Consider the following 25,544-nt stretch of genomic DNA (forward strand, 5'->3'; position numbering starts at 1 on the left):
TTCGCCATCATGTTCGGTGAGCGCTTTACCAACGCCATCAACTAAACCGACCTCGCACACAGAAATCCTGACACGTCCCTTCATTGGCCGGCATGACGTCCATCGCCAACTGCTCTGCAACTTCAAGGCTGATATAGGGACGTCCAGAAGCGACTTTGCGGATTGCGCTGACCAACTGCGTACCGGCACTCTCTTTGGTGAGGTAGCCGCGTGCGCCCGCACGGATGGCGCGGACTGCGTATTGCTCTTCTTCATGCATGGTCAGAATCAGGATAGGGAGTTTAGGAACTTCATCCTTGATCTGCCGAATCAATTCGACTCCGCTGCGTCCTGGCATTGACAGGTCCAGCATCAGCAAGTCGAACCCGCCTTTGCGCACATGTGCCAGTGCTTCGAAACCGTCGACGGCTTCACCGACTACCTCAATGTCGTCAGCTCCATCGAGAATGCGCTTCAGTCCTTCACGCATAATAGTGTGGTCGTCGGCGATTACAATTCGAATCATAGGCTGCTTGCGGGTGGTGTATTCGGTTGTTCTATGGGAAAAATAGGTTCAATGGGTATTGAAGCTTGGATTATTACCCCATGTGGCTCGGCATTACGTATGCTGATTGTACCTCCCAACACAAAGATGCGTTCTTGCATCGCAATCAAGCCATAGCAATCTGGTTTATGTTCGTTTCCAGGCTCCATGCCAATTCCATCATCCTGAATCATAACATTGAGTTGGTGGTCTGTATGTGCAAAAGCAATTTTTGCCGTCCCCGCATGGGAATGCCTTTCGATATTCGACAGGCTTTCCTGGATAACACGGAAAACAGCGGATTCGATTGCATCATCAAGTTTCTGAAACTTGCCTGTGGTTTCCACAGTGCAAGTAATCCCGCTTCTTTTCTGAAAACTATCTGCCATCCATTCGGCCGCTGCAAGTAGACCGAAGTCGTCAAGAAGAGGAGGGCGCAACGCAGACGCCATGCTCTTTGTCATCGTAATGACGTTGTCCAGCAATCCTTGCATTTGGGCTACCCGGGCGGGCAAGCCGCCATCGGTATCCGGAAGACTGTTTTCCAGCCAGTCGAGATCGAGCTTGAGTACGCTCAGGCGCTGACCGATATCATCATAGAGTTTCTTCGAGAACCGGCGCTTTTCCACCTCCGTCGCTTGCTGGCTCGAAGCCGCCCATTTCCTCAAGTCTGCTTGGCCGACGGGGCGCTGGTTGAGTTCATTCGGCGGGCGCCGGGCAGTTGCGGTGTGCAGGATCAGCGCAAGGTACACTTCTCCATGCACGGCCACTCGCGTAATGCTGGTATCCATGACCAGCTGCTCGCCATTCGCATGCACGCCCTTGAGCTCCACCCTGGCACGTCGCTCGTTGAATCGTGCAGACGACAGGCGATCAATGCGACGCTTCTGCTCGTTGCCGAGTCTGTGCGGCAGCAGGATGTCAAGGGATTTGTCCATTAGGTTGTCTGCGCTATAGCCAAAGATGCGTTCCGCTTTTTGATTCACCAATACGATATGGCGCTGTGCATCGACGACGATGACTCCGTCCATGGCTGATTCGATGATTGACAATAGCGATGGATCGACTTTATTTGCGGGGAAGCGGGCAAGAGTGGTTATGAAATTCGGTAGTTGCCCGGGATTGGATTCCAAGTAAGTTGTCATCACAATTTCTCTATTGCCTAGTAAATGTTTGCCAACTTTCGATGTCAGCAGTAGATGCCGGACGAAAGACTACGTGATAGGGACAGGCTAGCCGCGCTGAATTGCCCATCCGATCGATCGGCGCTTCTGCCCAAGTTACGGCACGACAAATCGGGAGATCTCTTCCTAACATTCAAATCGATCATATCGAGTGGAAGATTCAAAGGTTTGATGAAAACAATATCCTCGAACGGTGGGGTCTAGGATACGCAGGGTCGGACCGCGAAAAAAACGGATCGACTGATTAAAATCACATGAGGTTGAGGACGCACAATCCCGCGGTTGCTATATAGTAAGCGTCATCCTTCAACGGTTCCGCGAGGTACCAACCCGTTTGCGATCGCTCAATCCGTTCTGTACGGATCAAGGCTGCGGAGCTAAGGTTTTCTTTCGACCAACACCATGAACGTTGATATTCAACTGGGCGAGATCAGCCATATCATTCAACTGGCCATTGCGCCTGTTTTTCTCCTGACTGGCGTCGGCACGAAGCTGTCGGTGCTTACCAGCCGCCTGGCGCGCATTATCGACCGGTCGCGAATTCTTGAAGATAGGATCAATGCCACGACGGCGGCCGATCATGCGGATGCCTACGTGGAACTCGACTATCTGTACCGTAGGGCGCACCTGATCAATCGTGCCATCACGCTGAGTACTTCCTGCGGCTTGCTCGTCTGTATCGTGGTGGCTTCACTGTTTATCGGCGATGCGCTCAATCTGGGCCTTGCAGGTTTTATCGGTTTCTGTTTCGTGCTCGGAATGTTTGCCTTGATCGGCAGCTTCGTTTATCTTCTGCGTGAAATTTTCATCGCAACCAGAACCATCTCCATTCGCAATACGCGTATTGCAAAAAAGACGTAGCCTGCAAAAAAGCAGCCTCTATCAGGCAAGTCCTTCAGGCTCAATGCGAGGATGAAAGATTTCTGAGTTCGGCCAGCCATGCAGGACGCACATTGAAGTGCTGCGTATCATGCAGGCATTCATCGATAGCTTCCCGCCAAACACGTGTAAGCCGAGCGAGCTTGGAAGAGGAATGCTCCTGCAGTTCGATTCTCAAAGCCCGTACGTGGATGGCCGCCAATTGCGGCAGGACGTTCAGCGCGTGCCATTCGTCGGAATGCTCGAGGTGGAAAAGCTGATCGTTCATCGCCGGTCCGGGCAAACCGCAAGCTTCAGTGCCACCATCGAGCGGCGTGGCGGAATGGAAGGAACGTTGAGAAATCCTTTCAATCGCGGCAGGACACCCCGGCAGGGTCGGAGTGTCCGGAGTGTCATGTGGCGCGACCCGAGGCGTAAGGATGGTGCAGCCTTTACCGAACCCGACAAGTTCGACGCCGATGCCCGGTATCCTGGAAATTTCCTCGATCTGGGCCACGGAGACTACGCGCGGCAAGATTACGCGAGTAAATGGAATATTACGTTTCAAATGCCTGATTGCGTTCGCCTCAAGCATCGACTGGGGCGCCATGTAGTGCATGGCGAGTCCAGGGTAATGCGCTGCGGTGTACAGCATAAGTGCCGGATCCGACAGCGTAATTGCGTCAATACCCAGTTTCGACGCATCTCTTATCATCGCGATCGAGGCTGTCCAGGGGTCTGCATCCACATGGGGTTGAGACAGTGAAAGTACAACTTTGGCTTTATGGGCATGTGCATAGCGGATGCCTTTTCGTAGCGCTGCATCATGAGCGAGTAACGACCGCAAATGAGGATGCAAACCGGCGGGGCGATATTCGATATAAATTGAATTGGCCCCGTTTTCGACTGCCGCCTTCAAACTCGTTAAGTTATATGCCGGGCATGCCAGCTCAAGCCTTTCTGTTACTGGCTCCGATGCCCTCCGAAGTGAAAACACCTGTGCAGAAACTTTACCCATGTCTGCTCCTTTCGGAAATTACATCTTAGCATTAGGATCATTGAATTCAGGTAACTTGAATGCTGCCTGCCATACAGGTTCGCCTGACTCCGACCTTTATTTTCCTAATTGCAATGATTCCAATCTAGCAGACGATTCTTTGTGGAAATTGATATTACTCAAACTACATTGCGCATAGGAATCTTTGTTGCGAGTTTGAAGCAGGGACCAGGGCGAGTACTGCTGTTCGGATTTAACTAAACAAAAGTTTCTTCGCCATGCTTTGCGCTGGAATGATCCTGGGAAAAGCAATAAGAAAAGGTGCCGGACAGCAATAATGGACCCCGAAATCCTTTAGCACGCGAAGGATCAGTCGTAGCTCAAGAACATCGTCCTGGCGCCGACGGGTCTGCTCGACCAAGTCACTGATGATCGATGGAAGGCTCCATGTGCAGAATGACGTGGAAAGAGCTTGGCGAAAAAGGTCGAGTAAACGATATCGATACGATCCAGTGCCTTGTTAGTCATTTCTCATCCAATTCTTTGAATTAACTTTGAATTAACTTTGAATGAGTGGAATGCGCCTACATACGGTTCCGAAGACCTAGAGCGTTTTCGGCTTGACTGTACTGACGATGTCGGAATATTTGCCCGCAGTACTGCGTTATGTCTCCTTGCCTTGGCCCCGCCATGTCGCGTCATCACGCCTTGTCCTGCGGGCAAGTGTTCTCGGCCTCGCCTAATCCAGTCAAGCCGAAAACGCTCTAGCCGCAAGAATTTGCTTGTGGCGCTAGTTACATGCTCAGGGTAGTGAAGGGAAGGCTCAAAAACGGGAAAAGCCAGATAAGGCTGTGAAGACTTATCTGGCTTTTGAATTTTGGCTCCCCGACCTGGACTCGAACCAGGGACCTGCGGATTAACAGTCCGTCGCTCTACCGACTGAGCTATCAGGGAACAGAGCAGCTATTATAGGCCGATCTTTCCACAGATGTCAAAGACTTGAGCGGGCTTCGCGCAGATGGACTGTCCTGCTTCCATGCGCATCCACNCAGCTATTATAGGCCGATCTTTCCACAGATGTCAAAGACTTGAGCGGGCTTCGCGCAGATGGACTGTCCTGCTTCCATGCGCATCCACCCGCCCATAGCAAGAAGGTCTTTACAGCACCTTCGCTATCGCATCGACGACGGCGTCAATATTCTTCGAATTGAGCGCGGCTACGCAGATGCGACCGGTATCAACTGCATAAATCGAATACTCGTCCCGCAAACGTGCCACCTGCTCCTTGGTAAGGCCGGAATAGGAAAACATGCCACGCTGCTTGATGACGAAATCGAAATCCTGACCCGGCGCCTTGTCCTTCAGTTTCTCCACCAGGGCCTGGCGCATTTCGCGGATGCGTACGCGCATGCCTGCCAGTTCATCTTCCCAAAGCTTGCGCAATTCCGGGCTGGAAAGGGTGGAGGCAACCACTTGGCCGCCATGAATCGGCGGGTTCGAGTAGTTTGTCCGAACCACGCGTTTCAGTTGAGAGAGTACGCGACCGGCTTCCTCGGCGCTGACAGCGGCAATGCTCAGCGCGCCTACGCGTTCACCGTACAGCGAAAATGACTTGGAGAATGAATTGGAAACCAGCAGCGGGCCGCCTGCCTCAGCGAATCGGCGCACGACCTTGCCGTCTTCCTCGATGCCGTCGCCAAAGCCCTGATAGGCCATGTCGAGGAAAGGAACAAGTCCGCGCTGGGATACGACGCTGATGACCTCCGTCCACTGCTCCTGCGTCAGGTCGGCACCGGTCGGATTGTGGCAGCAAGCGTGAAGCAGCACGATGGAGCCGGCCGGCATTTCCTTGAGCGCATTGAGCATGCCGCTGAAGTTGACGCCGCGGGTCGCCGCATCGTAGTACGGATAGTTGTTGACCACGAAACCGGCGGCCTCGAACAGCGCACGATGATTTTCCCAGCTGGGATCGCTGATCCATACCTGCGAGTTCGGGGAGAAACGCTTGAGGAAATCGGCGCCGATCTTCAGTGCGCCTGTGCCACCGAGTGCCTGCACGGTCACTGCACGTTTTTCTTGAACTACCGCGCTGTCGGCCCCAAATACGAGTTCTTGCACCGCCTTGTCGTATGCGGCGAGACCGTCGATCGGCAGATAGCTGCGCGGCGTGGGCTTTTCCATCAGTTGTGCTTCTGCCTTGCGAACGCAATCGAGCAGCGGAACCTTGCCGTTGTCATCGTAATAAACGCCGACACCGAGATTGACTTTATTCGGGTTTTTGTCAGCGTTGAAAGCTTCGGTAATGCCGAGAATCGGGTCTCGCGGTGCCATTTCGATAGCGCTGAACAGAGATGCGGGATGGGATTGGCTCATCGTGATAACATGAAAAATTGGCTGCAGAAGTAAGCATGATGCAACCGGGTTGTAGTCATTTCGGGCAAGGCCTCGAATCAGGGTGCAACTTAATATTTTACCAAAGGTCGAACTGAGATGGCAGATTTATCCCAGGTTTCTAGTCCCGTTGACGAATCGAAAATCGTCACTTTTCCCGATTCGCCATACAGGCTCTTTCAGCCCTTTCCTCCCGCCGGCGATCAGCCAGCGGCAATTGCCAAACTGGTGGAAGGTATCGAGGACGGATTGTCGTTTCAGACCCTCCTTGGCGTAACCGGTTCGGGAAAAACGTACACGATGGCCAACGTGATTGCCCGGCTTGGACGGCCGGCAATCATTTTCGCACCCAACAAGACTCTGGCGGCGCAGCTTTACAGCGAATTCCGCGAATTCTTCCCGCAGAACGCGGTGGAATACTTCGTCAGCTACTACGATTACTATCAGCCGGAAGCCTACGTCCCGCAGCGGGACCTGTTCATCGAAAAGGATTCCTCGATCAACGAGCACATTGAGCAGATGCGGCTGTCGTGCACGAAATCTCTGATGGAGCGCCGGGACGTGGTGATCGTGGCAACCGTATCCGCGATTTACGGTATCGGTAACCCGAACGAATACCATAAGATGATCCTGACCTTGCGCGCCAAGGACAAGGTCAGTCAGCGCGACGTGATCGCGCGCCTCATCCAGATGCAATATTCGCGCAACGAAGTCGACTTCGGCCGCGGTACGTTCCGCGTGCGTGGCGATACGATCGATGTCTTCCCCGCCGAACATGCGGAGCTGGCCTTGCGTATCGAAACCTTCGATGACGAAATCGACAGCCTGCAGTTGTTCGATCCGCTCACCGGGCGCGTCAGGCAGAAAATTCCGCGTTTCACCATCTACCCCGGTTCGCATTACGTGACCCCTCGTTCCACAGTCCTGCGTGCGATAGAAAGCATCAAGGAAGAGCTTCGCGAGCGCCTCGACTTCTTCCGCAAGGAGAACAAGCTGATCGAGGAGCAGAGGCTCGAGCAGCGCACCCGCTTCGACCTGGAAATGATGCAGGAAATCGGATTTACCAAGGGTATCGAAAACTATTCGCGTCATTTGAGCGGCGCGAAACCGGGTGAGCCGCCGCCGACCCTGGTGGATTATCTGCCGCAGGACGCCCTGATGTTCCTCGACGAATCGCATGTGCTGCTCGGACAGCTTAACGGCATGTACAACGGCGACCGCGCTCGCAAGACCAACCTGGTGGACTACGGCTTCCGCCTGCCGTCCGCGCTTGACAACCGTCCGCTCAAGTTCCTGGAATTCGAGGCGAAGATGCGGCAGACGGTCTTCGTATCTGCAACTCCCGCCGAGTATGAAGGCCAGCATTCCGGGCAAGTCGTCGAGCAGGTGGTGCGGCCGACCGGACTGGTCGATCCGCAGATTTCCGTGCGTCCTGCAAGCACCCAGGTCGACGACCTGATGTCCGAAATCTCGGAGCGCATCAAGAAGAACGAGCGCGTGCTGGTCACTACGCTGACCAAACGCATGGCCGAGCAGCTGACGGAATTCCTGGGCGACAACGGGATCAAGGTCCGATATCTGCATAGCGATATCGATACGGTGGAGCGCGTCGAGATCATTCGCGATCTCCGCCTTGGCACGTTTGACGTCCTCGTCGGCATCAACCTGCTGCGTGAAGGACTGGACATTCCCGAAGTGTCGCTGGTTGCCATTCTGGATGCGGACAAGGAAGGCTTCCTGCGTTCGGAGCGCAGCCTGATCCAGACGATAGGACGGGCCGCCCGCAATCTGAACGGCACGGCGATTCTGTATGGTGACAAGATCACGGATTCCATGCGCCGCGCCATCGACGAAACGGACCGGCGCCGGACCAAGCAGATCGCTTTCAATACCGCGAACAACATAACACCGGCCGGCGTCAGGAAGGAAATCCGCGACCTGATCGACGGAGTCTACAGCCCGCAGGAGGCGCGTGGCGAATTGCTGGTCGCGCAGGAGCAGGCCAAGTACGAGTCCATGAGCGAAAAGCAGGTGAGCAAGGAAATCAAGCGCCTCGAAAAACTCATGGTGGACCACGCGAAGAATCTCGAGTTTGAAAAGGCCGCTAAAATTCGGGACCAGTTGCATCTTTTGAAAGAGCAGCTGTTCGGTGCTCCCGGCATGGATAACGTCATCCCTTTAATCAGCAAGTAAGCTTGCCGGCGGTGGCGTATGCCTCCGCCATTTCAGCTTTGGGCTGTTGATGGTGGCGGGAGCAATGGTCTTCAATTCCTGACGATTTTTGCCTATGCCTTCATTTCTGCCAGCTTCCCTGAGCCAAGCCTTGCAGCTTGCGCATGCATCATGGCAGCCGATTCTGACCGAAGGTTTGCAAGCGGTTGCTGCTGCGGACCCGGCCTACCTTCCATCGCTGGCCGAAAACAATTATCTGCCTACGCAGGGACGCATATTCGCCGCCTTTGCCAAGCCGCTTGACGAGGTCCGGTTCGTGCTGGTCGGGGAAGGGCCGTATCCGCGCGAGGAGAGTGCCACCGGCGTGTGTTTCATGGACGGCGCCGTGGAATCGCTTTGGTCGGAGAAAGGCTTGTCCAAGCCGGTCAATCGCGCCACTTCGCTGCGGAACTTCGTGAAAATGCTGCTGGTCGCGGATGGCTTGCTTGTCGCGGAAAACACGTCGGGCGAGGCCGTTGCCGAAATATCGGCGAAGGCGCGTGCGATCGGATCCCCATTCATACAGACGCTGACCGAATTGCAGGCCAATCTGATGCGGCACGGTTTCCTGCTGCTGAACGCAAGCCTGGTCTTCCGGTCGGAGGTTCCTCCACTGCGCGACGCAAGGGCTTGGCGGCCGTTCCTCGAAGTGGTCCTCAATGCCCTGCTGGCACATTTCAAGGACCGGAACCTGTCTCCGCCAACCCTTGTTCTCTGGGGGAAGATAGCCGAGCAACTGGGTGCGCTTGAGGCCACCCCGCTTTTTCCCCGCGCCGTTTCGGAGCATCCTTACAACCTTTCCTTTATCAATAACAAAACGATGCAGCACTTGTTCGCTCCCATGCGATTGCTGCAACAGCAAAAGTAGCTGTCCCGGCGCGGCCTGCTTTTGCCGAGCAGAATTATTGTGATTTCCATCAGAGCTTGGTCGCCTGCCCTGACGCCGGTAGAAAAATTTTGTCCAAAATCATGGCGTGGCAAATCCAATTCGCCAAGATTGGATTCATCTTTTCGTTCGGTCATGTTCGCCAAGTCAGGCGCAGCCATTGGTGGGGGCAGAAATATGGATACGACGCGCGTTCTCTTCGTTTGCATGGGCAATATCTGCCGCTCGCCGACTGCGGAAGGCGTATTGCGCCAAATGGCATTCGCTGCGGGCTTGCATCAGTACGTCCTGATCGATTCCGCCGGCACGCATGGCTACCATGTCGGCGAAGCGCCTGATCCGCGCGCCCAGGTTGCCGCCCGCAAGCGCGGTTACGACCTGAGCCGGCTGAGGGCAAGAAAGATCGAGGTCCGCGACTTCTCCCGCTTTGATTTAATTTTGGGCATGGATTTCAACAACCTGGAAATCTTGCAGAGCCAATGCGACCCCGAACATCACCACAAAATAAAGCTGCTGATGTCGTATGCGGAGGAGCATGCAGCGTCGATCGTGCATGATCCTTACTATCGAAGCGCAAAGGACTTCGAACTTGTGCTCGATTACATTGAAGATGGTTGCCGTGGCTTGCTTAAATCAATCCTGCAGGGCGGCAGCGCAAAGACATATCCGAATGGGATTGAATCGACCCGGCACATTTCGGGACATTTATAAACTTCGGGTCACTTCCTGCTAAAGCTGAAGCATTGCGTCCGAGCATTCGCGTAGCAAATGCGCATCGGAATAGGATAGGTATTACCAACCTAAATGCAAATTTGACAATTTCATAAAGAGTATAGCAGCGTGTAAAAACTTCAATGCAGAGCAAGTTTGTCAGTCTGGTATTGCAATTCGGCTCCTGTAATTACCAGCCTTTCCAGTTTTAAGGAAGTTATGATTAATGCAATAAACTGGTATAAAGATTGCTAGGGTTAAAGTACCTTCAGCAATGACATGACATCATGAAAATCTTCCTGCCGGTATTGATTTCGATGGGGTGCCTTGTATCAAGCGCGGTGACTGCCCACGCCGCGGTGGCCGAACGGGAAGACGAGCAAGGCTTGCATAATTTCTCCTCGCAGGATCAGGTATTAATAACGGCAATGCATGATCGACCTGGCGGCGGTCAATCTCCGAATCTGCAATCTTTGTCGGCTGATCAGGGCGCCGGTATAAAACCACCACATACGCCTGCCCCACAAGGATTTTATGTTGATGTGAAGAGGCCGGTCATGTCGGGTACGATTGACGATCGTACTCTCTGGCCCGATAGCGAACCGTTGCGACTGATGTCCCCGGTGGATGATCTCTATGCCAGTGGCCAGCGATTCATGCTGGGATATCGATGGAAGCGCTTGAGTATCGAAGGCACCGCGCTGCAGCCTTCAAGACAGTCTTATGAGAATGCAGCTCGACAGCAAGGCAGCGAATTGCGCGCTAACTGGCGGTCGACCCGCTTGTCTTTCAGCCCGGCGGAAAACTGGCTTATCAAGCTGAGCAGGGGAGCCGTCAGCAATCTCGACAATCTGGTTCCCGGCGAGCAGGTGCGGCGTACGGCCCTTGCCGCGACGTACAGCCGTCCATTTTCAACAGGGGGCTGGGAAACCACTTTCGCCTGGGGACGCAACGCGCGCAAGAATCGGGAAAGTCATTCCGGGTACCTGCTCGAATCGACGCTGCGGTTCGCCGGCGTCCATTCAATGTTCGGCCGCATCGAGCAGATCGGCAGCGACAGCCTGATGCGGGCGAACGAAGCCCTGCCGCGCCAATTGTTCACCTTGAATCGGGTCACTCTCGGCTATTACCAGGACCTCCGCATCAATGGTCCATTTGGAGTGGAGGTGGGCGCTTTCGTCAGCCGCCATCTTGTGCCCTCGGACATGATGCCTTCCTATGGCAAGGATCCTACTGCTTACATGATGTTCGTCCGGCTGAAGCTGCAGTAACCGGTCATTCCGGCTTCGACCCATCTTCAGGTGGTTTCCTTAACGCCCATGCCGGAACCGCATGGGCTGTCAGCACGTCCATGCAATTTGTGAAATAATTCCTTGCCTGAAACCTCCCCTCTGGAAGCTGTTGCTCTTGCCTGATTGTCTTTTCTTGTCTTTCGCACGGCTCCGGTAAAGATAAATACGGAGCAGCGAATACCAGCTGATCCCATCGTCCTCAATACCTGACAAATTTACTCAACTTTGATATACTTGACTAAATTCTTCGGGTACTAAGTTATTCGGTTTAACAGGTTCGAAGTTCTGCTCTGGAGTTGAGGGATATGCGTCTGACTACTAAAGGCCGTTTTGCAGTAACTGCAATGATCGATCTCGCGTTGCGCGACGACAAAGGGCCGGTGACATTGTCCGCAATTAGCCAGCGGCAAGAAATTTCGCTGTCCTATCTTGAGCAGCTGTTCGGCAAGCTGCGCCGTCATGAGATTGTCGAATCGGTGCGCGGTCCGGGCGGCGGTTACACACTGGCCCGCAAGCCGGAAGACGTCACCGTTGCCGACATCATCATCGCGGTCGATGAACCCATCGATGCGACACAGTGCGGCGGCAAGGAGAATTGCCACAGCCCTGGTCACGAACACGGTAGCCGCTGCATGACACATGATCTTTGGGCGACGCTCAATGCCAAGATGGTCGAATACCTGGATTCCGTGTCGCTGAAGGATCTGGTCGACCAGCAGCGCCAGAAGAATGCCGAACATAACGTGGTGCTGATGCCGCGCCCCCATATAGCCGCCTGATTGGAGTTAGCCAGTATGAACGCCCCTTTGGAAAAAAGCCTGATCGAAACCATCAAGGCACCGCACTTTCCGATCTACATGGATTACTCGGCGACGACGCCGATCGATCCCCGCGTTGCCGAAAAAATGATTCCCTACCTGCGCGAGCAGTTCGGCAATCCGGCATCGCGCAGCCACATGTACGGCTGGACTGCCGAGAAGGCGGTTGAAGAGGCGCGTGCCCATGTGGCGGCACTGGTCAATGCAGATCCGCGTGAAATTGTCTGGACTTCCGGCGCGACCGAGGGCAACAACCTTGCGCTCAAGGGCGCCGCGCATTTCTACAAGACCAAGGGCAAGCACATCATCACCGTCAAGACCGAACACAAGGCCGTGCTGGATACCGTGCGCGAGCTGGAGCGCCAGGGATTCGACGCGACTTACCTGCAGCCGCAGGACAACGGCTTGGTCACGCTGGAGCAACTGCAGGAAGCGATCCGTCCCGACACCATCCTTGTCTCGGTGATGCTGGTGAACAATGAAATCGGCGTGGTCCAGCCGATTCCGGAAATCGGTGAATTCTGCCGCTCCAAGGGCATCATCTTCCATTGCGATGCCGCCCAGGCGACAGGGAAGATGGAGATCGACCTCGAGAAGTGGAAGGTCGATCTGATGACCTTTACTGCCCACAAGACTTATGGACCGAAGGGTATTGGCGCCCTGTATGTCCGCCGCAAGCCGCGCGTGCGTATCGAAGCGCAAATGCACGGCGGTGGCCATGAGCGCGGCCTGCGCTCCGGCACGCTGCCCACGCACCAGATCGTCGGCATGGGTGAAGCATTCCGTATTGCCAAGGAAGAGATGGCTCAGGAAATTGCACGGATCAAGTCCTTGCGCGACCGCCTGGCAAAGGGACTGACCGAAATCGAAGAGGTGTATATCAACGGCGACATGGAACATCGTGTGCCGCACAACCTCAACGTCAGCTTCAACTATGTCGAAGGCGAATCCCTGATCATGGCGATCAAGGACATCGCTGTTTCCTCCGGTTCCGCTTGTACTTCAGCCAGTCTGGAACCATCTTATGTATTGCGGGCGCTCGGCCGCAGCGATGAACTGGCGCACAGCTCGATCCGCTTCACGATCGGCCGTTTCACCACGGAAGAAGATATTGATTTCACGATCAATCTGATCAAGACCAAGGTAGCGAAACTGCGCGAGCTGTCGCCGCTGTGGGATATGTACAAGGACGGGATCGACCTCAGCACGATCCAATGGGCTGCGCACTGACCTTTAAAAGATACAAGGAGCAAGAAAATGTCTTACTCGGAAAAAGTTCTCGATCATTATGAAAACCCGCGCAATGTCGGCGCATTCGACAAGGGCGATGACTCGGTCGGCACCGGCATGGTTGGCGCGCCCGCCTGCGGCGACGTCATGAAGCTCCAGATCAAGGTGGGTGCTGACGGCGTCATTGAAGATGCGAAATTCAAGACCTACGGCTGCGGTTCGGCGATCGCTTCGTCGTCGCTGGTGACCGAATGGGTCAAGGGCAAAACGCTGGACGAGGCAATGTCCATCAAGAATACGCAGATTGCGGAAGAACTGGCGCTGCCGCCGGTGAAGATCCACTGCTCGATCCTTGCCGAAGATGCAATCAAGGCGGCTGTGCTGGATTACAAGACCAAGCATGGCAGCGATGCCAAGGAAGCGGCCTGATCCGGTGCCGCTGTCTCGATAACGGATACGAGAAGGAAACTGAAGCGTTATGGCAATCACATTGACCGAAAAAGCTGCAAAGCACATCAATCGCTATATTGAACGGCGCGGCAAGGGCATTGGTTTGCGCTTCGGCGTACGCACGACCGGCTGCTCCGGTCTTGCGTACAAGCTGGAGTATGTGGACGAAAACGCGCCGGAAGACAGCGTGTTCGAATCGCATGGCGTGAAGGTTTTCGTCGATCCCAAGAGCCTGCCGTACATCGACGGCACCGAACTGGATTTCGCACGCGAGGGCTTGAACGAAGGCTTCAAGTTCAATAATCCGAATGTGAAGGACGAGTGCGGTTGCGGCGAAAGCTTCCGTATTTGATCGAACCGGATAACTTCTCCCGTCATGGAGAATAGCCCTGTCCAAGCCTGTTGAAGTACAAACAGGCTTTTCTTTTAGGCGGTCATGCAAAATCACTTTGAGCTTTTCCAGCTGCCGCAGCGCTTCGCGATAGACAGCGCGGCCCTCGATGCCGCGTATCGCGAAGTGCAGAATCGCGTGCATCCGGACAAGTTTTCCAATGCGAGCGGGTCCGAGAAGCGGGTGGCGATGCAATGGGCAACGCGCGCCAATGAGGCGTATCAGACCTTGAAGAATCCATTTAAGCGCGCTGCGTATCTGTGCGAATTGAATGGCGTCGATCTGCAGATCGAATCCAATACGGCAATGCCGACGGCGTTCCTGATGCAGCAGATGGAATGGCGGGAAGCGCTGGAAGACGCGAGGGCAGGGAAAGATCTGGCCGCGCTCGATCGCCTGGACCAGGAATTGCGCGCTGCACGCAAGGAAGAGCTCTCGGATATCGGGGTGATCCTGGAGGCGAAGAATTTCGCGGAGGCTGCGCAGCGCGTGCGGCAGTTGATGTTTCTCGAGAAGTTTGCGGAAGAAGTACAGGCAGTTTTTGAACAACTTGAAGGCTGACGATCGATAGTGACCGCATTGCGGACGTGACCGTGCCGATACCGAAAATCTACTATGGCTTTACTTCAAATCTCTGAACCGGGCATGTCCACCGCGCCGCACCAGCACAGGCTGGCTGTGGGAATCGATCTCGGCACCACCAATTCGCTGGTCGCAACGGTGCGCAGCAGCATTCCCGAAGTGCTCAGCGATGAAGAAGGGCATACCCTCCTGCCTTCCATCGTGCGCTATCTGCCCAATGGCCATGCCCACATCGGATACAAGGCGCAGGCCGCGCAAACCACGGATCCGAAAAATACGATCGTCTCCGTCAAGCGGTTCATGGGCCGCGGACTCAAGGATATCGCTTACGCCGAAAACCTGCCTTACGACTTCGTCGATGCGCCCGGCATGGTGCAGCTGAAGACCGTTGCCGGCATTAAAAGTCCGGTCGAGACGTCGGCGCAGATTCTTGCGACGCTGCGCCAGCGCGCCGAAGACGCGCTCGGCGACGAACTGGTCGGCGCAGTGATCACGGTGCCGGCCTATTTCGACGATGCGCAGCGCCAGGCTACCAAGGATGCGGCCAAGCTGGCCGGCCTTAACGTGCTTCGCCTGCTCAACGAGCCGACGGCCGCGGCGATCGCGTACGGTCTCGACAACAGTTCTGAAGGGGTATATGCGGTGTACGACCTCGGCGGCGGCACGTTCGACATCTCGATACTGAAGCTGACGAAGGGCGTGTTCGAAGTGCTCGCCACCGGCGGCGACTCCGCTCTTGGCGGCGACGACTTCGATCATCGCATCCTTTGCTGGATTGTCGAGCACGGCAATCTTGCGCCCCTGTCCGACAAGGATATGCGCATCCTGATGGTCAAGGCGCGCGAAGCCAAGGAGCTACTGTCGACCCAGGCGGAAACGCATATCGATGCCGTTCTCAATTCCGGGGAGGAAGTGCATCTGACCCTCTCGGCGGAAACCTTTACTCAGATTACCCAGCATCTCGTCGCCAAGACCATTACGCCGTGCCGCAAGGCCCTGCGCGATGCCGGCCTTGCCGTGGATGACGTCGACGGTGTCGTGCTGGTCGGCGGCGCAACCCGCATGCCGCACGTACGGAAAGCGGTTGGTGAGTTTTTCCAGACGACGCCGCTGGCCAACATCGATCCCGACAAGGTGGTCGCGCTGGGTGCCGCCATCCAGGCCAATCTGCTGGCCGGCAACCGCGCGCCGGGAGATGACTGGCTCCTGCTCGATGTGATCCCGCTGTCGCTGGGCATCGAGACCATGGGAGGACTGGTCGAGAAGGTTATCCCGCGCAACTCCACGATTCCTTGCGCACGCGCACAGGAATTCACGACATTCAAGGATGGCCAGACGGCGATGGCCATTCACGTAGTGCAGGGCGAGCGCGAACTGGTTGCGGACTGCAGGTCGCTCGCGCGCTTCGAACTGCGCGGCATTCCACCCATGGCGGCCGGCGCCGCGCGTATCCGCGTCACCTATCAGGTCGATGCCGACGGCTTGCTGTCGGTTTCAGCGAGAGAGCAGCATTCCGGCGTGGAGGCGTCGATTGCAGTCAAGCCATCCTATGGTCTCGGCGATGAGGACATCGCGAAGATGCTGCAGGATTCCTACAGTTCTGCCGACATCGACATGAAGCTGCGGGCATTGCGGGAAGAGCAGGTGGAGGCGGAGCGCATCCTGCTGGCAACCGGCTCCGCGCTGGATGCGGATGCCTCATTGCTGTCGGAGCAGGAGCGCGCGGACATCGCCGGCCTGATGGCGACGGTGCAGGAGTGCCTGCAGGGCGACGATCATGCTGCCATCAAGGCCGCCGTCGATGCGCTTGCCAGGGGCACTGAAGAATTCGCGGCCCGGCGCATGGATCGCAGCGTTCGTGCCGCGCTCGCCGGCAAAAAGCTCGACCAGATCGCATAGGCGTTTTTCATCGTATTGAATTCATATTTTTGCAAGGAATCCCAAGTGCCCCAAATCGTTGTACTCCCTCACGCAAGCTTGTGCCCGGAGGGCGCAGTCATCGAAGCACCGGCAGGCAAGTCCATCTGCGATGCCTTGCTCGAACACGACATCGACATCGAGCATGCCTGCGAAAAATCGTGTGCCTGCACCACCTGCCATGTCGTGGTGCGTGAAGGTTTCCAGTCGCTGAACGAGCTGGAGGAGAAGGAAGAAGATCTGCTAGACCGCGCCTGGGGCCTTGAAGCCACGTCCCGCCTTTCATGCCAGGCTATTTTGGCGGAAGAGAATGTGGTGGTCGAAATACCAAAATACACGATCAACCATGCGAGCGAAAATCACTGAACGGAAGCGCAGACATGAAGTGGACTGATACGACCCGCATCGCCGAAGAGCTGTACGACAAATTCCCCGATGTGGATCCGCTGACGGTGCGATTCACCGACCTGCACAAATGGGTGTGCGAGCTGGACGGTTTCGATGACGATCCGCAACGCTCGGGAGAAAAGATCCTGGAAGCGATCCAGATGGCGTGGATCGAGGAAGCCCAGTAGCTTCCCCATTGGGCAATTCCTGAACAGGCTTTTGTGACAGCGTCGCTTACACCGCGCGTTCATGCAGCGTTCATACCGCATTGAGCGGCAGCGACACGATCAGGGTCGTGCCGCGATCCGGTCTGCTATCGATGGTCATCTCGCCGCCGAGCGCGTTAATTCTTTCTTCAATGCCGACAAGTCCGAAAGAATTTGCCTTTCTCCTGCAATCCGGATAAATGCCGATGCCATTGTCCGCGACGCGCATGATCAGCTGCCCTGACTCCTTGTACAGTTCGATCTCGACCTGACTTGCCTGCGCATGTCGGATCACATTGTTCAGCGACTCCTGCAGGATGCGAAACAGCGCTGTCGCGCGGCTGTCGTCCAGGCTGATATCGTCTTCCATCGCCAGCTCGCAGGCAATGCTGCTGCGGCGCTGGAAATCCTGCACCTGCCATTCGATTGCCGCTGACAGTCCCAGGTCGAGGACGGTAGGCCGCAGGTTATTGATGGCCGCGCGCACTGCCTTCATGGTTGCGTCGATATGGTTGAGCGCGACGCTGACGCGTTCATTCAGTTTGGGGTGCGCTGAGCCGGTGCGGGTGTGCAGCATGGAGACGTCGATTCGCAACGCCAGCAGGTTCTGGCCGAGATCATCATGGATCTCACGCGCGATCCGCTTGCGCTCATCCTCCCGCACTCGTTCCTGGTAAGACACCAGATGCCGCAGCATCTGCCGCGAATGGCGCAACTGCTCTTCCGTTTTTTTGCGTTCGGAAATGTCGGTGCAGCTGCCGATATAACCGAGAAAGCGGCCTGAGGGCGAGCTGCGCGGAACCCCGTGCGCCAGCATGTAGTGATGATGTCCGTCGTGCCTGCGCAGCCGATACTCCACGGTGAATGGACGGCGCTCGGCAAACGCCGACGACTGCTCCGCGACGCAGGATTTCAGATCCTCGACATGAATGCCTTCGGTCCAGCCGTGTCCCAATTCCTGTTCTAGGGTCCGGCCGGTGAACTCCAGCCACATTTTATTGAACCACACATATTCCTGGTCCGGACCGGTGATCCAGATGAGCACCGGCGCGGAATCGGCCATCAGCCGGAATCGCTCTTCGCTTTCTATCAATGCCAGTTCAGCCTGCTTGCGTTCGCTGATGTCGCACAATACGATGCGACAGGATTTGCCGTCGGCATCGGCATTGGCTTCCACATGCGCGAAGAACGGCTTTTTCCGGACGTCGAGGAACGTCAGTTCGCAGGTAATCTTGTTGCTGCTAGGGAGGACTTGCCTGAGAAAATCATGAAAGACGTCGTGCATGTCCAGCGACACGAAATCGACCAGGCTTCTGCCGCGAAGCGTGTCACGTGAAATGCCCAGCAATCCCGCGCCGGTCAGGTTGACTTCCTGAATGGCGCCGCTCTGGTTCGTCAGGAAGTAGGCAACCGGAGCCAAGTCATATAGGTCTGCAAACAGGCTCTTTCGGGTATCCGTTCGCTTCTCGTTGAGGTATTGCGCAGACGCGTCAGAGCTGCGGCCTATGATGTTGGTTTCCGATAGGTAACAGTCCAGGCGAGTTTCATCCGTTAATTTTGCCCGATCGTTACGGCGGCGCATCAGCGGTCGTTGCATGGGTTGTTTGTCGTTGCCGTATTCCACAAGCAGTTCTCTCCGCGAGTCGAAAAGCAAATGAAAATGCCGAAAGCCAAATGTGCGGTCACAGAGAACTGCTGGCAAGCGAGCCGGCTTCGGGAACCTGCTTGGCCGGCTTGGTAACGCCTGCGCCAAAACGAGCATATTCTTGCGCCGACGAACGAGCCGAATCGTCTACCCGGAGGCAATGCTCCTGTCGCCCGGCAAACCAGTGACAGCGGTGCGGGTCATCACGCGCGTGCAGCAAGTCGTCCCTTGACGATGCGGACCCGGTCTCCCGCACTCCATGACGGCTGTTTGGTAAACGGAAAGGTGCGTACGGCACCGTTCTCCATCCGCACCCTGACGTGGTACGACGTGTTCGCCCGGGTGCGTTTTTCGACTTCGTTGCCAGCGTAGCCTCCACCGACCGCACCGGCGACGGTTGCAATCTTTCGGCCGCTGCCGTCTCCAATCTGGTTGCCGAGTACGCCGCCAAGTACGGCGCCGGCTAACATGCCGATGCCGCTGGATTCAGCCGCTTGCTTGATAATCTGAACCGATTCCACGTGTCCGCAGCTTCTACAGGCGGCTGGCGCCTTTGCGACGGTGGAGGGCTGAGCGGAATTCTGGCGTCGTGTTCCAGCCAGCGCACTGGACGGCGGAGCATCGCTGTCGTCCACGAGCCGTCCAGGCGCCTGAGGAAGGACGCTATCCGCCTGTTCCCGGTCCGGTTCGCCTTGCAGCAATGCTGCGGGCGACGTGGCCGCCGCCGCCTCGCCAATCGAACTGCCGAGGCTATTGCCCGATGGGGATGTGATGGAACCATGGGAGTTGGGAAGCATTCCCGTCATTGCCGCTACACCGGTCAGACTAACCACCATGACGGAAACGGCTGCTCCGGCGACGAGCGGGTGCATGCGGTTTGCTGTCTTGTTGCTTTCCATGCTGTCCTCCTTTGAAATGCGCTGCCCGATCCACTGATGGACGCGGCGGCAGCGTCAATTCATTATCCGAATTGGACGTTGGAAATAAAACAGTGCGTGTGTGTAAGCTGTAATGCTTTGTAAGCCGATTGATATGGGTCAATCGCGGGCGGGAATAAAGTCCCTGGCGTGTGTCATAGATGCAAAACCAACGACGATCGTGGAGAAAGGGGAGTGGTCTGGTGGCCCTGATGGGCAGGATCCGCAGGAAAAGCGAACGCAGGGCGTCCGTGATCTACCTGGGCAGGGCAACGGATTGCCCGGCGCCGGGCAATCCGTAATACGCTCAGTCTTCCTTGCGGAGATGCGGGAAAAGAATGACGTCGCGGATATTCGGGGAGTCGGTGATCAGCATCATCAGGCGATCGATGCCGATGCCGCAGCCGCCGGTGGGAGGCAGGCCGTATTCGAGCGCGCGGATATAGTCCGCGTCGTAATACATGGCCTCTTCATCGCCTGCATCCTTTGCCGCCACCTGTGCCTGGAATCGCGCCGCCTGGTCTTCCGGATCGTTGAGCTCAGAAAAGCCGTTGGCGATTTCGCGGCCGGTGATGAAAAGCTCGAAACGCTCGGTGATGCCGGGTACGGTATCGGACGCGCGGGCCAGGGGAGACACTTCAATCGGATAGTCGATGATGTAGGTCGGCTCCCATAACTGCGACTCGGCCGTCTCTTCAAAGAGGGCCAGTTGCAGCGCGCCCAGGCCTGCCGTGGCGAGCGGTTCCACGCCGAACTTCTTGAGTTCGGCCTTGACGAAGGCGGCATCCTGCAGCTGTGCATTGGTGTAATGCGGCGCATACTTGTTGATGGCCTCGACGATGGTCATCCGGTGGAAGGGCTTGCTGAGATCGAGCTCTTTTCCCTGGTAGGTGAGCTGGGCGGTGCCGTGCGCATCGATCGCCGCCTGGCGGATCACTGCTTCGGTAAAGTCCATCAGCCACTTGTAATCGACATAGGCGGCATAGAACTCCATCATCGTGAATTCGGGATTGTGCCGCGGCGACACGCCTTCGTTGCGGAAGTTGCGGTTGACCTCGAACACGCGGTCGAAGCCGCCCACCACCAGTCGTTTCAAGTAGAGCTCGGGCGCAATGCGCAGGAACATCTGCATGTCGAGTGCATTGTGATGCGTGATGAAAGGCTTGGCCGCGGCTCCGCCCGGGATCGGATGCAGCATCGGCGTTTCGACTTCCATGAAGTCGTGCTCGGACATGAAGCGGCGGATCGACGACATCGCGGCGGTACGGGCCTTGAAAGTGCGGCGCGTCTCTTCGCTGGTGATGAGATCGACGTAGCGCTGGCGATATTTAGTTTCTTGGTCCGACAGGCCGTGGAACTTGTCCGGCAGCGGGCGCAGCGATTTTGTCAGCAGGCGCAGCGCCGTCACCTTGACTGACAACTCGCCGGTCTTGGTCTTGAACAGCACGCCTTCGGCGCCAAGCAGATCGCCCAGGTCATAGTGCTTGAATGCCGTATGCGAGGCTTCACCAGCGTTGTCGTTCGTGATGTAGAGCTGGATGCGGCCTTCGGCATGGCGGCCTGAGCCGTCCTGGATCGTCGCGAACGAAGCCTTGCCCATGACGCGCTTGAGCATCATGCGTCCAGCAACGCTGACCCTGACCGGATTGGCTTCGAGCTGTTCGTTGGTCATTTCCCCATACTGCAAATGCAGCGCGGCGGCCTTATGTTCGGGGCGGAAGTCGTTCGGGAATGCAACGCCTTGTTCCCGCAAGGCGGCCAGCTTGGCGCGGCGCTCGGCGATGATGGAATTTTCATCCTGTGCCGGCGCGGCGTTTTCTATTTGATTGTTCATTTGAAGTTTGCGTGTTTGGACAAGTGGCTCGGACTCGGTGCACGGATTGGACGCGCGGCCTCAGACACCCTGTTTCAGAGATGCAGCGATGAAATCGTCCAGGTCTCCGTCGAGCACGGCCTTGGTATTGCCGACCTCGTGGTTGGTACGCAGATCCTTGATGCGCGACTGGTCCAGCACATACGAGCGAATCTGGTGCCCCCAGCCGATGTCGGTCTTGGACTCTTCCATCTTCTGCTGCTCGCTCATGCGCTTTCGCAATTCGAGCTCGTACAGGCGCGACTTCAGCATGGCCCATGCTTCGGCGCGGTTGCGATGCTGGCTGCGGTCGTTCTGGCACTGCACGACGATTCCTGAAGGAGCGTGCGTCAGCCGCACCGCGGAGTCGGTCTTGTTGATGTGCTGGCCGCCCGCGCCTGAGGCGCGGAAGGTGTCGATGCGCACGTCGGCCGGATTGATGTCGATCTCGATCGACTCGTCGACTTCCGGATAGACGAAGACGCTCGAGAACGAGGTATGGCGCCCGTTGGCCGAGTCGAACGGCGACTTGCGCACCAGGCGATGCACGCCGCTTTCGGTGCGCAGGAAGCCATAGGCATACTCGCCCTCGACCTTGATGGTGGCGGTCTTGATGCCGGCGACTTCGCCCTCCGATTCTTCGAGAAGCTCGGTCTTGAAGCCCTTGCGTTCGCAATAGCGCAGGTACTGGCGCAGCAGCATCGATGCCCAGTCCTGAGCTTCGGTTCCGCCGGCGCCGGCCTGGATGTCAATGAAGCAATTGTTGGGATCCATCGGATTGGAAAACATCCGGCGGAACTCCATGCCTTCGACCAGCTTGCGCAGTTCATCCGCATCTTGCTCGATGGCTTGCAGGGTGTCTTCGTCCTGCTCTTCCCTTGCCATCTCGAACAGGTCGCGCGCATCCGCGAGATCCGCGTTGATCTTGGTCAGGTTGAGGACGATGGCTTCCAGCGACTTCTTTTCCTTGCCGAGATCCTGCGCGCGCTTGGGATCGTTCCAGACGCTGGGATCTTCGAGTTCGGCATTGACTTGTTCGAGTTTCTCCGACTTCACATCGAAGTCAAAGATACCTCCGAAGTTCTGCTGCACGGGTGGACAGGTCCGCGAGCAGCGCGGAGAGGGAGTTGAGGCGTTCGGCTTCCATGGCAGTATCTCTTGCAATCAAACCTTACATTATACCCGAGCGGCAAGGCACCCAAGGCAAACGCAGCCTGATTTTTAAGTTGCATTCAATTGTCTTCAGGCTGCCTGGGCATGCTCGACCAGCAGTTGCACCCGCGTTATCCCATTGAATTCGTTCGCATCGAGGCGATAGGCGACAATTGCGCGTTCCGGCAGGTCGTCGGTGCGTCCGAACCAGATTGCGTCATAGCGCTGTCCGCCTTTCTCGAGCGTCAGCTTGAGATGTTTTTCTTTCAGGATACGCTGGCTGATGATACGGAACTCGTCGCAAAATACCGGCGGCGCAAATCCCTGGCCCCATACTTGGTCGTCAATGAGTTCGATGAACTGCGGCGTGAAATAAGCTTCTTCCAGCGGGCCGTCCGTTTCGATAATGCGTTCGAGCTGATGTTCGGTCAGCCAGTCGCGCCCGACCGCTTCGAAGGCGCGGGAAAAGGCGTCAAAGCTTTCCGCCGGAATGGTCAGGCCGGCCGCCATGGCATGGCCGCCGAATTTCTGGATCAGGCTGGGCGCTTGCTTGGATACAAGATCCAGCGCGTCGCGCAGGTGGAAACCGGCGATCGAACGCCCGGAGCCCTTGATCACACCCTCGCCACCCGGGGCGAAGGTAATGGTCGGCCGATAGAACTTGTCCTTGAGGCGCGAGGCGACGATGCCGATCACGCCCTGGTGCCAGGATTCGTCGAACACGCTGATGGTCGTGCTGTTCGCCGGCTCGAACGTGTCGAGCAGGCTCAGCGCGGTATCCTGCATGCCGGCTTCGATATCGCGCCGCTCGCGGTTGATGCTGTCGAGCTGCTGCGCAATGGCCCATGCCCGCCCTTCGTCGTCGGTGGTCAGGCATTCGATGCCCAGCGACATGTCGGCCAGGCGGCCGGCGGCATTCAGGCGCGGTCCCAGCGCGAAACCGAGATCGAAGGGCGTGGCCCGCCGGGCTTCGCGGGAGGCAGCGCGAAACAGCGCGGCGATGCCCGGCTGCATGCGGCCGGCGCGCATGCGCTTGAGGCCCTGGGCCACCAGGATGCGGTTGTTCGCGTCCAGCTTGACCACGTCGGCCACCGTGCCGAGCGCCACGAGGTCGAGCAGGCTGTCGAGCTTGGGCTGTGACTGGGCATCGAACAGGCCGCGCCTGCGCATTTCCGCGCGCAGGGCGAGCAATACATAAAACATCACGCCGACACCCGCCAGGTTCTTGCTCGGGAAACCGCAGGACGGCTGGTTGGGATTGACGATCACGCGCGCATCCGGCAAGCGGTCGCCGGGCAAGTGGTGATCGGTGACGACGACGTCAATGCCGCGCCGCTTGGCTTCCTCGACGCCGTCGATGCTGGCGATGCCGTTGTCTACGGTGATGATGACATCCGGCGATTTTTCTCGAATGGCAAGTTCGACGATCTCGGGCGTCAGCCCGTAACCGTATTCGAAACGGTTCGGTACGATGTAATCGATGCGCGCTCCGAGCGAGCGCAGGCCGCGCAGCGCTACTGCGCATGCGGTGGCGCCATCGCAGTCATAGTCGGCGACGACCACCATCTTCTTTCCTGCGCCGATGGCATCGGCCAGATAGCTTGCCGCCGCATCGATATGCAGCAGGCCGGAGGGCGTGATGAGCGAAGCGAGCTCGCTCGACAATTCTCGCGCGTCGAGCAGGCCGCGTGCTGCATACAGGCGCGCAAGCACCGGATGCACGCCTTGCTGGTGCAGCATTTCGGCGTGGCGGAAGGAATAATTGCGGGCTGCGATGCGGGTCATGTGCTCAATAAGGCAAGATTGGGTTTGATCCAGAATTTTCGCAGCGACGATCGGGATGCGGTAGACCGGAAAAGGCGAGCGTCATTGGTAAGTATCAAGGACAGCGCCTCCATTTTTCCGGATTTGAGGCACTCTTGCAATGGTGCGAACCAGTCATTTTCCAGGCGCTTGAAGACGGTTATCCATGCCGCCCAGTCATTCGACAGCACGGGTTCCACCAAGTCTTCCAGCACTAGCAGGGCCGGCTCGTTACCATGACCTGCCGCCAGGTCAGCCGCCGACGCCGCCTTCAAATGCCGCGGCGCACTTTCCGCGATGGCGGACATCCATCCGCCAAGATTGAATACGGCGCCGTATGGCGATGCGCCGTTGGACGGTGCGGCATCGGAACCGCCCCACAGCCACAGGGAATTGATCGGATTGAGGCCGCGTGCTTCGCGTTCATCGTTCAGAGGATGCTGGAACCAGTGCATCTGCACTTCGTTCTGCACCTTGCGCCAGTCGCGTTCGCCCGGCCCGCGCGGCATCCACAGATCGATATTGTGTCCGCCAGCAGCGTCGGGAGACGAGGTTTTCAGCTCCGCCCAATCATCGGATCGCAGCAACCAAGTGCCTGCATTGCAAAATCGCAAATCGCGGCCGTCTTCATCGAACAAGGGTTTTGCGATTTCAAACAGGTGGCGTGACTCCGTTTCCGTTAGCATTAAGCGGCGCGGGTCGGTGAGAACAAGGTGGTCGCGCGCGATGTGGATGTGCACTGGATGCATGACGAACCAGGTGCCTGTGCCGGCTGCCTCGTCCTTTATACCCGCTGCACGGAGCATCTGGGCACCAACCGGCGGGCTGCCGCCGCGCTCCAGCCGGTCGAGCAGCCCAAATCGGTGCGCCAGCCAGACTTCGTGAGGCAGCGCGCGCGAGTACTCGTCGAAGCGCTCATGCCGGACTGCCGCCGGCTCCGACTTCGAGCGCGCAAGCAGCATGGCGAGGGCGGGTGCATCGATCTCACGAAACAGGTCGGCGGCAAGTTCGGCTGGCGGCAGGGCGAAGGGGATCAGGATATCGAGGTGACTCATGCCTGAATTGTATGGCAAACTGCGCACTTCATCGGATGTTGCCATTCCATCTACACCGTTCCGGCGGTGCCGGGCGTGCAGCCCGC

22 protein-coding genes, 1 tRNA gene and 1 pseudogene are annotated in these 25,544 nt (G+C 57.1%); 13 read left to right on the top strand and 11 right to left on the bottom strand.

The window, feature by feature from the left end:
- Positions 1–79: 79 nt before the first annotated feature.
- Positions 80–505 (bottom strand): annotated as a pseudogene (locus RY831_RS24640) (response regulator); the annotation flags it as partial.
- A complete protein-coding gene (locus RY831_RS24645; protein WP_326509026.1) occupies positions 502–1,668 on the bottom strand; it encodes a sensor histidine kinase in 1,167 nt (388 codons plus the stop codon). The pseudogene RY831_RS24640 and the gene RY831_RS24645, both read right to left, overlap by 4 nt.
- Positions 1,669–2,109: 441 nt before the next feature.
- On the opposite strand from RY831_RS24645, the gene RY831_RS24650 reads away from it, so the two are divergent.
- Positions 2,110–2,568: a DUF2721 domain-containing protein gene (locus RY831_RS24650; RefSeq protein ID WP_326509027.1), complete on the top strand. Its 459-nt coding sequence runs from the start codon at positions 2,110–2,112 to the stop codon at positions 2,566–2,568.
- 40 nt (positions 2,569–2,608) lie between these two features.
- Here RY831_RS24650 and RY831_RS24655 read toward each other — a convergent pair whose 3' ends face one another.
- The 3 genes from RY831_RS24655 to RY831_RS24665 all read right to left on the bottom strand — a co-directional run bounded on the left by RY831_RS24655 (position 2,609) and on the right by RY831_RS24665 (position 5,935).
- A complete protein-coding gene (locus RY831_RS24655) occupies positions 2,609–3,583 on the bottom strand; it encodes a peptidase U32 family protein (protein WP_326509028.1) in 975 nt (324 codons plus the stop codon).
- Positions 3,584–4,440: 857 nt separating this feature from the next.
- Positions 4,441–4,516 (bottom strand) — tRNA-Asn (locus RY831_RS24660).
- A gap of 204 nt (positions 4,517–4,720) precedes the next feature.
- Complete coding sequence (locus RY831_RS24665) at positions 4,721–5,935, bottom strand: amino acid aminotransferase (RefSeq protein WP_326509029.1); 1,215 nt, start codon at positions 5,933–5,935, stop codon at positions 4,721–4,723.
- A 117-nt stretch (positions 5,936–6,052) separates the two neighbouring features.
- Here RY831_RS24665 and uvrB point away from each other — a divergent pair, with 117 nt between their 5' ends.
- The 12 genes from uvrB (at position 6,053) to iscX (ending at position 17,016) form a co-directional block, all read left to right on the top strand.
- Positions 6,053–8,146: an excinuclease ABC subunit UvrB gene (gene uvrB / locus RY831_RS24670; protein ID WP_326509030.1), complete on the top strand. Its 2,094-nt coding sequence runs from the start codon at positions 6,053–6,055 to the stop codon at positions 8,144–8,146.
- A 94-nt stretch (positions 8,147–8,240) separates the two neighbouring features.
- Positions 8,241–9,032 carry a uracil-DNA glycosylase family protein gene (locus RY831_RS24675; RefSeq protein ID WP_326509031.1) on the top strand — a complete coding sequence of 264 codons (792 nt, stop codon included), beginning with the start codon at positions 8,241–8,243 and terminating at the stop codon, positions 9,030–9,032.
- A 195-nt stretch (positions 9,033–9,227) separates the two neighbouring features.
- Positions 9,228–9,761, top strand: a complete 534-nt coding sequence (locus RY831_RS24680; protein ID WP_326509089.1) for a low molecular weight protein-tyrosine-phosphatase — start codon at positions 9,228–9,230, stop codon at positions 9,759–9,761.
- Positions 9,762–10,048: 287 nt separating this feature from the next.
- The gene (locus RY831_RS24685) at positions 10,049–11,032 is read left to right on the top strand and encodes a hypothetical protein (protein ID WP_326509032.1); all 984 of its coding nucleotides are present in this window, start codon (positions 10,049–10,051) and stop codon (positions 11,030–11,032) included.
- A gap of 326 nt (positions 11,033–11,358) precedes the next feature.
- Positions 11,359–11,832 carry a Fe-S cluster assembly transcriptional regulator IscR gene (gene iscR / locus RY831_RS24690; protein ID WP_326509033.1) on the top strand — a complete coding sequence of 158 codons (474 nt, stop codon included), beginning with the start codon at positions 11,359–11,361 and terminating at the stop codon, positions 11,830–11,832.
- Positions 11,833–11,847: 15 nt separating this feature from the next.
- Positions 11,848–13,101, top strand: a complete 1,254-nt coding sequence (locus RY831_RS24695; protein ID WP_326509034.1) for an IscS subfamily cysteine desulfurase — start codon at positions 11,848–11,850, stop codon at positions 13,099–13,101.
- A 27-nt stretch (positions 13,102–13,128) separates the two neighbouring features.
- On the top strand, positions 13,129–13,530 hold the full coding sequence (gene iscU, locus RY831_RS24700; RefSeq protein WP_326509035.1) for a Fe-S cluster assembly scaffold IscU: 402 nt from the start codon (positions 13,129–13,131) through the stop codon (positions 13,528–13,530).
- Between the two features lie 49 nt (positions 13,531–13,579).
- The gene (gene iscA / locus RY831_RS24705; protein WP_326509036.1) at positions 13,580–13,903 is read left to right on the top strand and encodes an iron-sulfur cluster assembly protein IscA; all 324 of its coding nucleotides are present in this window, start codon (positions 13,580–13,582) and stop codon (positions 13,901–13,903) included.
- An 84-nt stretch (positions 13,904–13,987) separates the two neighbouring features.
- Complete coding sequence (hscB, locus tag RY831_RS24710; RefSeq protein ID WP_326509037.1) at positions 13,988–14,503, top strand: Fe-S protein assembly co-chaperone HscB; 516 nt, start codon at positions 13,988–13,990, stop codon at positions 14,501–14,503.
- A gap of 54 nt (positions 14,504–14,557) precedes the next feature.
- On the top strand, positions 14,558–16,423 hold the full coding sequence (gene hscA, locus RY831_RS24715) for a Fe-S protein assembly chaperone HscA (protein WP_326509038.1): 1,866 nt from the start codon (positions 14,558–14,560) through the stop codon (positions 16,421–16,423).
- Between the two features lie 45 nt (positions 16,424–16,468).
- Positions 16,469–16,807, top strand: a complete 339-nt coding sequence (gene fdx, locus RY831_RS24720) for an ISC system 2Fe-2S type ferredoxin (protein WP_326509039.1) — start codon at positions 16,469–16,471, stop codon at positions 16,805–16,807.
- Between the two features lie 14 nt (positions 16,808–16,821).
- Positions 16,822–17,016, top strand: coding sequence for a Fe-S cluster assembly protein IscX (iscX, locus tag RY831_RS24725; protein ID WP_326509040.1), 195 nt, complete (start codon positions 16,822–16,824; stop codon positions 17,014–17,016).
- 70 nt (positions 17,017–17,086) lie between these two features.
- On the opposite strand, the gene RY831_RS24730 is transcribed toward iscX, so the two are convergent.
- From RY831_RS24730 to RY831_RS24755, 6 genes are all read right to left on the bottom strand, one after another.
- Positions 17,087–18,796: a PAS domain-containing sensor histidine kinase gene (locus RY831_RS24730; RefSeq protein ID WP_326509041.1), complete on the bottom strand. Its 1,710-nt coding sequence runs from the start codon at positions 18,794–18,796 to the stop codon at positions 17,087–17,089.
- 86 nt (positions 18,797–18,882) lie between these two features.
- Positions 18,883–19,578, bottom strand: a complete 696-nt coding sequence (locus RY831_RS24735; protein WP_326509042.1) for an outer membrane lipoprotein — start codon at positions 19,576–19,578, stop codon at positions 18,883–18,885.
- Between the two features lie 325 nt (positions 19,579–19,903).
- Positions 19,904–21,430, bottom strand: a complete 1,527-nt coding sequence (gene lysS, locus RY831_RS24740; RefSeq protein ID WP_326509043.1) for a lysine--tRNA ligase — start codon at positions 21,428–21,430, stop codon at positions 19,904–19,906.
- A gap of 60 nt (positions 21,431–21,490) precedes the next feature.
- Positions 21,491–22,595, bottom strand: a protein-coding gene (gene prfB / locus RY831_RS24745) for a peptide chain release factor 2 (RefSeq protein ID WP_326509044.1) whose coding sequence is annotated in 2 segments (ribosomal slippage) — positions 21,491–22,513 and positions 22,515–22,595 — 1,104 coding nt in all. Because the reading frame shifts where the segments join, the coding sequence is not laid out codon by codon here.
- Positions 22,596–22,690: 95 nt separating this feature from the next.
- A complete protein-coding gene (gene recJ / locus RY831_RS24750; RefSeq protein WP_326509045.1) occupies positions 22,691–24,385 on the bottom strand; it encodes a single-stranded-DNA-specific exonuclease RecJ in 1,695 nt (564 codons plus the stop codon).
- Complete coding sequence (locus tag RY831_RS24755; RefSeq protein WP_326509046.1) at positions 24,382–25,503, bottom strand: hypothetical protein; 1,122 nt, start codon at positions 25,501–25,503, stop codon at positions 24,382–24,384. Before RY831_RS24755 ends, recJ begins: the two co-directional genes overlap by 4 nt.
- Positions 25,504–25,544 lie beyond the last annotated feature (41 nt).

It is taken from the genome of Noviherbaspirillum album (assembly GCF_035916955.1).
GTDB lineage: Bacteria > Pseudomonadota > Gammaproteobacteria > Burkholderiales > Burkholderiaceae_D > Noviherbaspirillum > Noviherbaspirillum album.

Excerpts from the sequence above, each read along its gene's own strand:
- hscA (WP_326509038.1), top strand. The coding sequence starts at position 14,558 with ATGGCTTTACTTCAAATCTCTGAACCGGGCATGTCCACCGCGCCGCAC.
- uvrB (WP_326509030.1), top strand. The coding sequence starts at position 6,053 with ATGGCAGATTTATCCCAGGTTTCTAGTCCCGTTGACGAATCGAAAATC.
- RY831_RS24675 (WP_326509031.1), top strand. The coding sequence starts at position 8,241 with ATGCCTTCATTTCTGCCAGCTTCCCTGAGCCAAGCCTTGCAGCTTGCG.
- RY831_RS24680 (WP_326509089.1), top strand. The coding sequence starts at position 9,228 with ATGGATACGACGCGCGTTCTCTTCGTTTGCATGGGCAATATCTGCCGC.
- iscU (WP_326509035.1), top strand. The coding sequence starts at position 13,129 with ATGTCTTACTCGGAAAAAGTTCTCGATCATTATGAAAACCCGCGCAAT.
- RY831_RS24665 (WP_326509029.1), bottom strand. The coding sequence starts at position 5,935 with ATGAGCCAATCCCATCCCGCATCTCTGTTCAGCGCTATCGAAATGGCA.
- recJ (WP_326509045.1), bottom strand. The coding sequence starts at position 24,385 with ATGACCCGCATCGCAGCCCGCAATTATTCCTTCCGCCACGCCGAAATG.
- RY831_RS24645 (WP_326509026.1), bottom strand. The coding sequence starts at position 1,668 with ATGACAACTTACTTGGAATCCAATCCCGGGCAACTACCGAATTTCATA.
- RY831_RS24695 (WP_326509034.1), top strand. The coding sequence starts at position 11,848 with ATGAACGCCCCTTTGGAAAAAAGCCTGATCGAAACCATCAAGGCACCG.
- RY831_RS24655 (WP_326509028.1), bottom strand. The coding sequence starts at position 3,583 with ATGGGTAAAGTTTCTGCACAGGTGTTTTCACTTCGGAGGGCATCGGAG.
- RY831_RS24755 (WP_326509046.1), bottom strand. The coding sequence starts at position 25,503 with ATGGCAACATCCGATGAAGTGCGCAGTTTGCCATACAATTCAGGCATG.
- iscX (WP_326509040.1), top strand. The coding sequence starts at position 16,822 with ATGAAGTGGACTGATACGACCCGCATCGCCGAAGAGCTGTACGACAAA.
- lysS (WP_326509043.1), bottom strand. The coding sequence starts at position 21,430 with ATGAACAATCAAATAGAAAACGCCGCGCCGGCACAGGATGAAAATTCC.
- RY831_RS24730 (WP_326509041.1), bottom strand. The coding sequence starts at position 18,796 with ATGCTCGTTTTGGCGCAGGCGTTACCAAGCCGGCCAAGCAGGTTCCCG.
- RY831_RS24735 (WP_326509042.1), bottom strand. The coding sequence starts at position 19,578 with ATGGAAAGCAACAAGACAGCAAACCGCATGCACCCGCTCGTCGCCGGA.
- hscB (WP_326509037.1), top strand. The coding sequence starts at position 13,988 with ATGCAAAATCACTTTGAGCTTTTCCAGCTGCCGCAGCGCTTCGCGATA.
- RY831_RS24685 (WP_326509032.1), top strand. The coding sequence starts at position 10,049 with ATGAAAATCTTCCTGCCGGTATTGATTTCGATGGGGTGCCTTGTATCA.
- iscR (WP_326509033.1), top strand. The coding sequence starts at position 11,359 with ATGCGTCTGACTACTAAAGGCCGTTTTGCAGTAACTGCAATGATCGAT.
- iscA (WP_326509036.1), top strand. The coding sequence starts at position 13,580 with ATGGCAATCACATTGACCGAAAAAGCTGCAAAGCACATCAATCGCTAT.
- RY831_RS24650 (WP_326509027.1), top strand. The coding sequence starts at position 2,110 with ATGAACGTTGATATTCAACTGGGCGAGATCAGCCATATCATTCAACTG.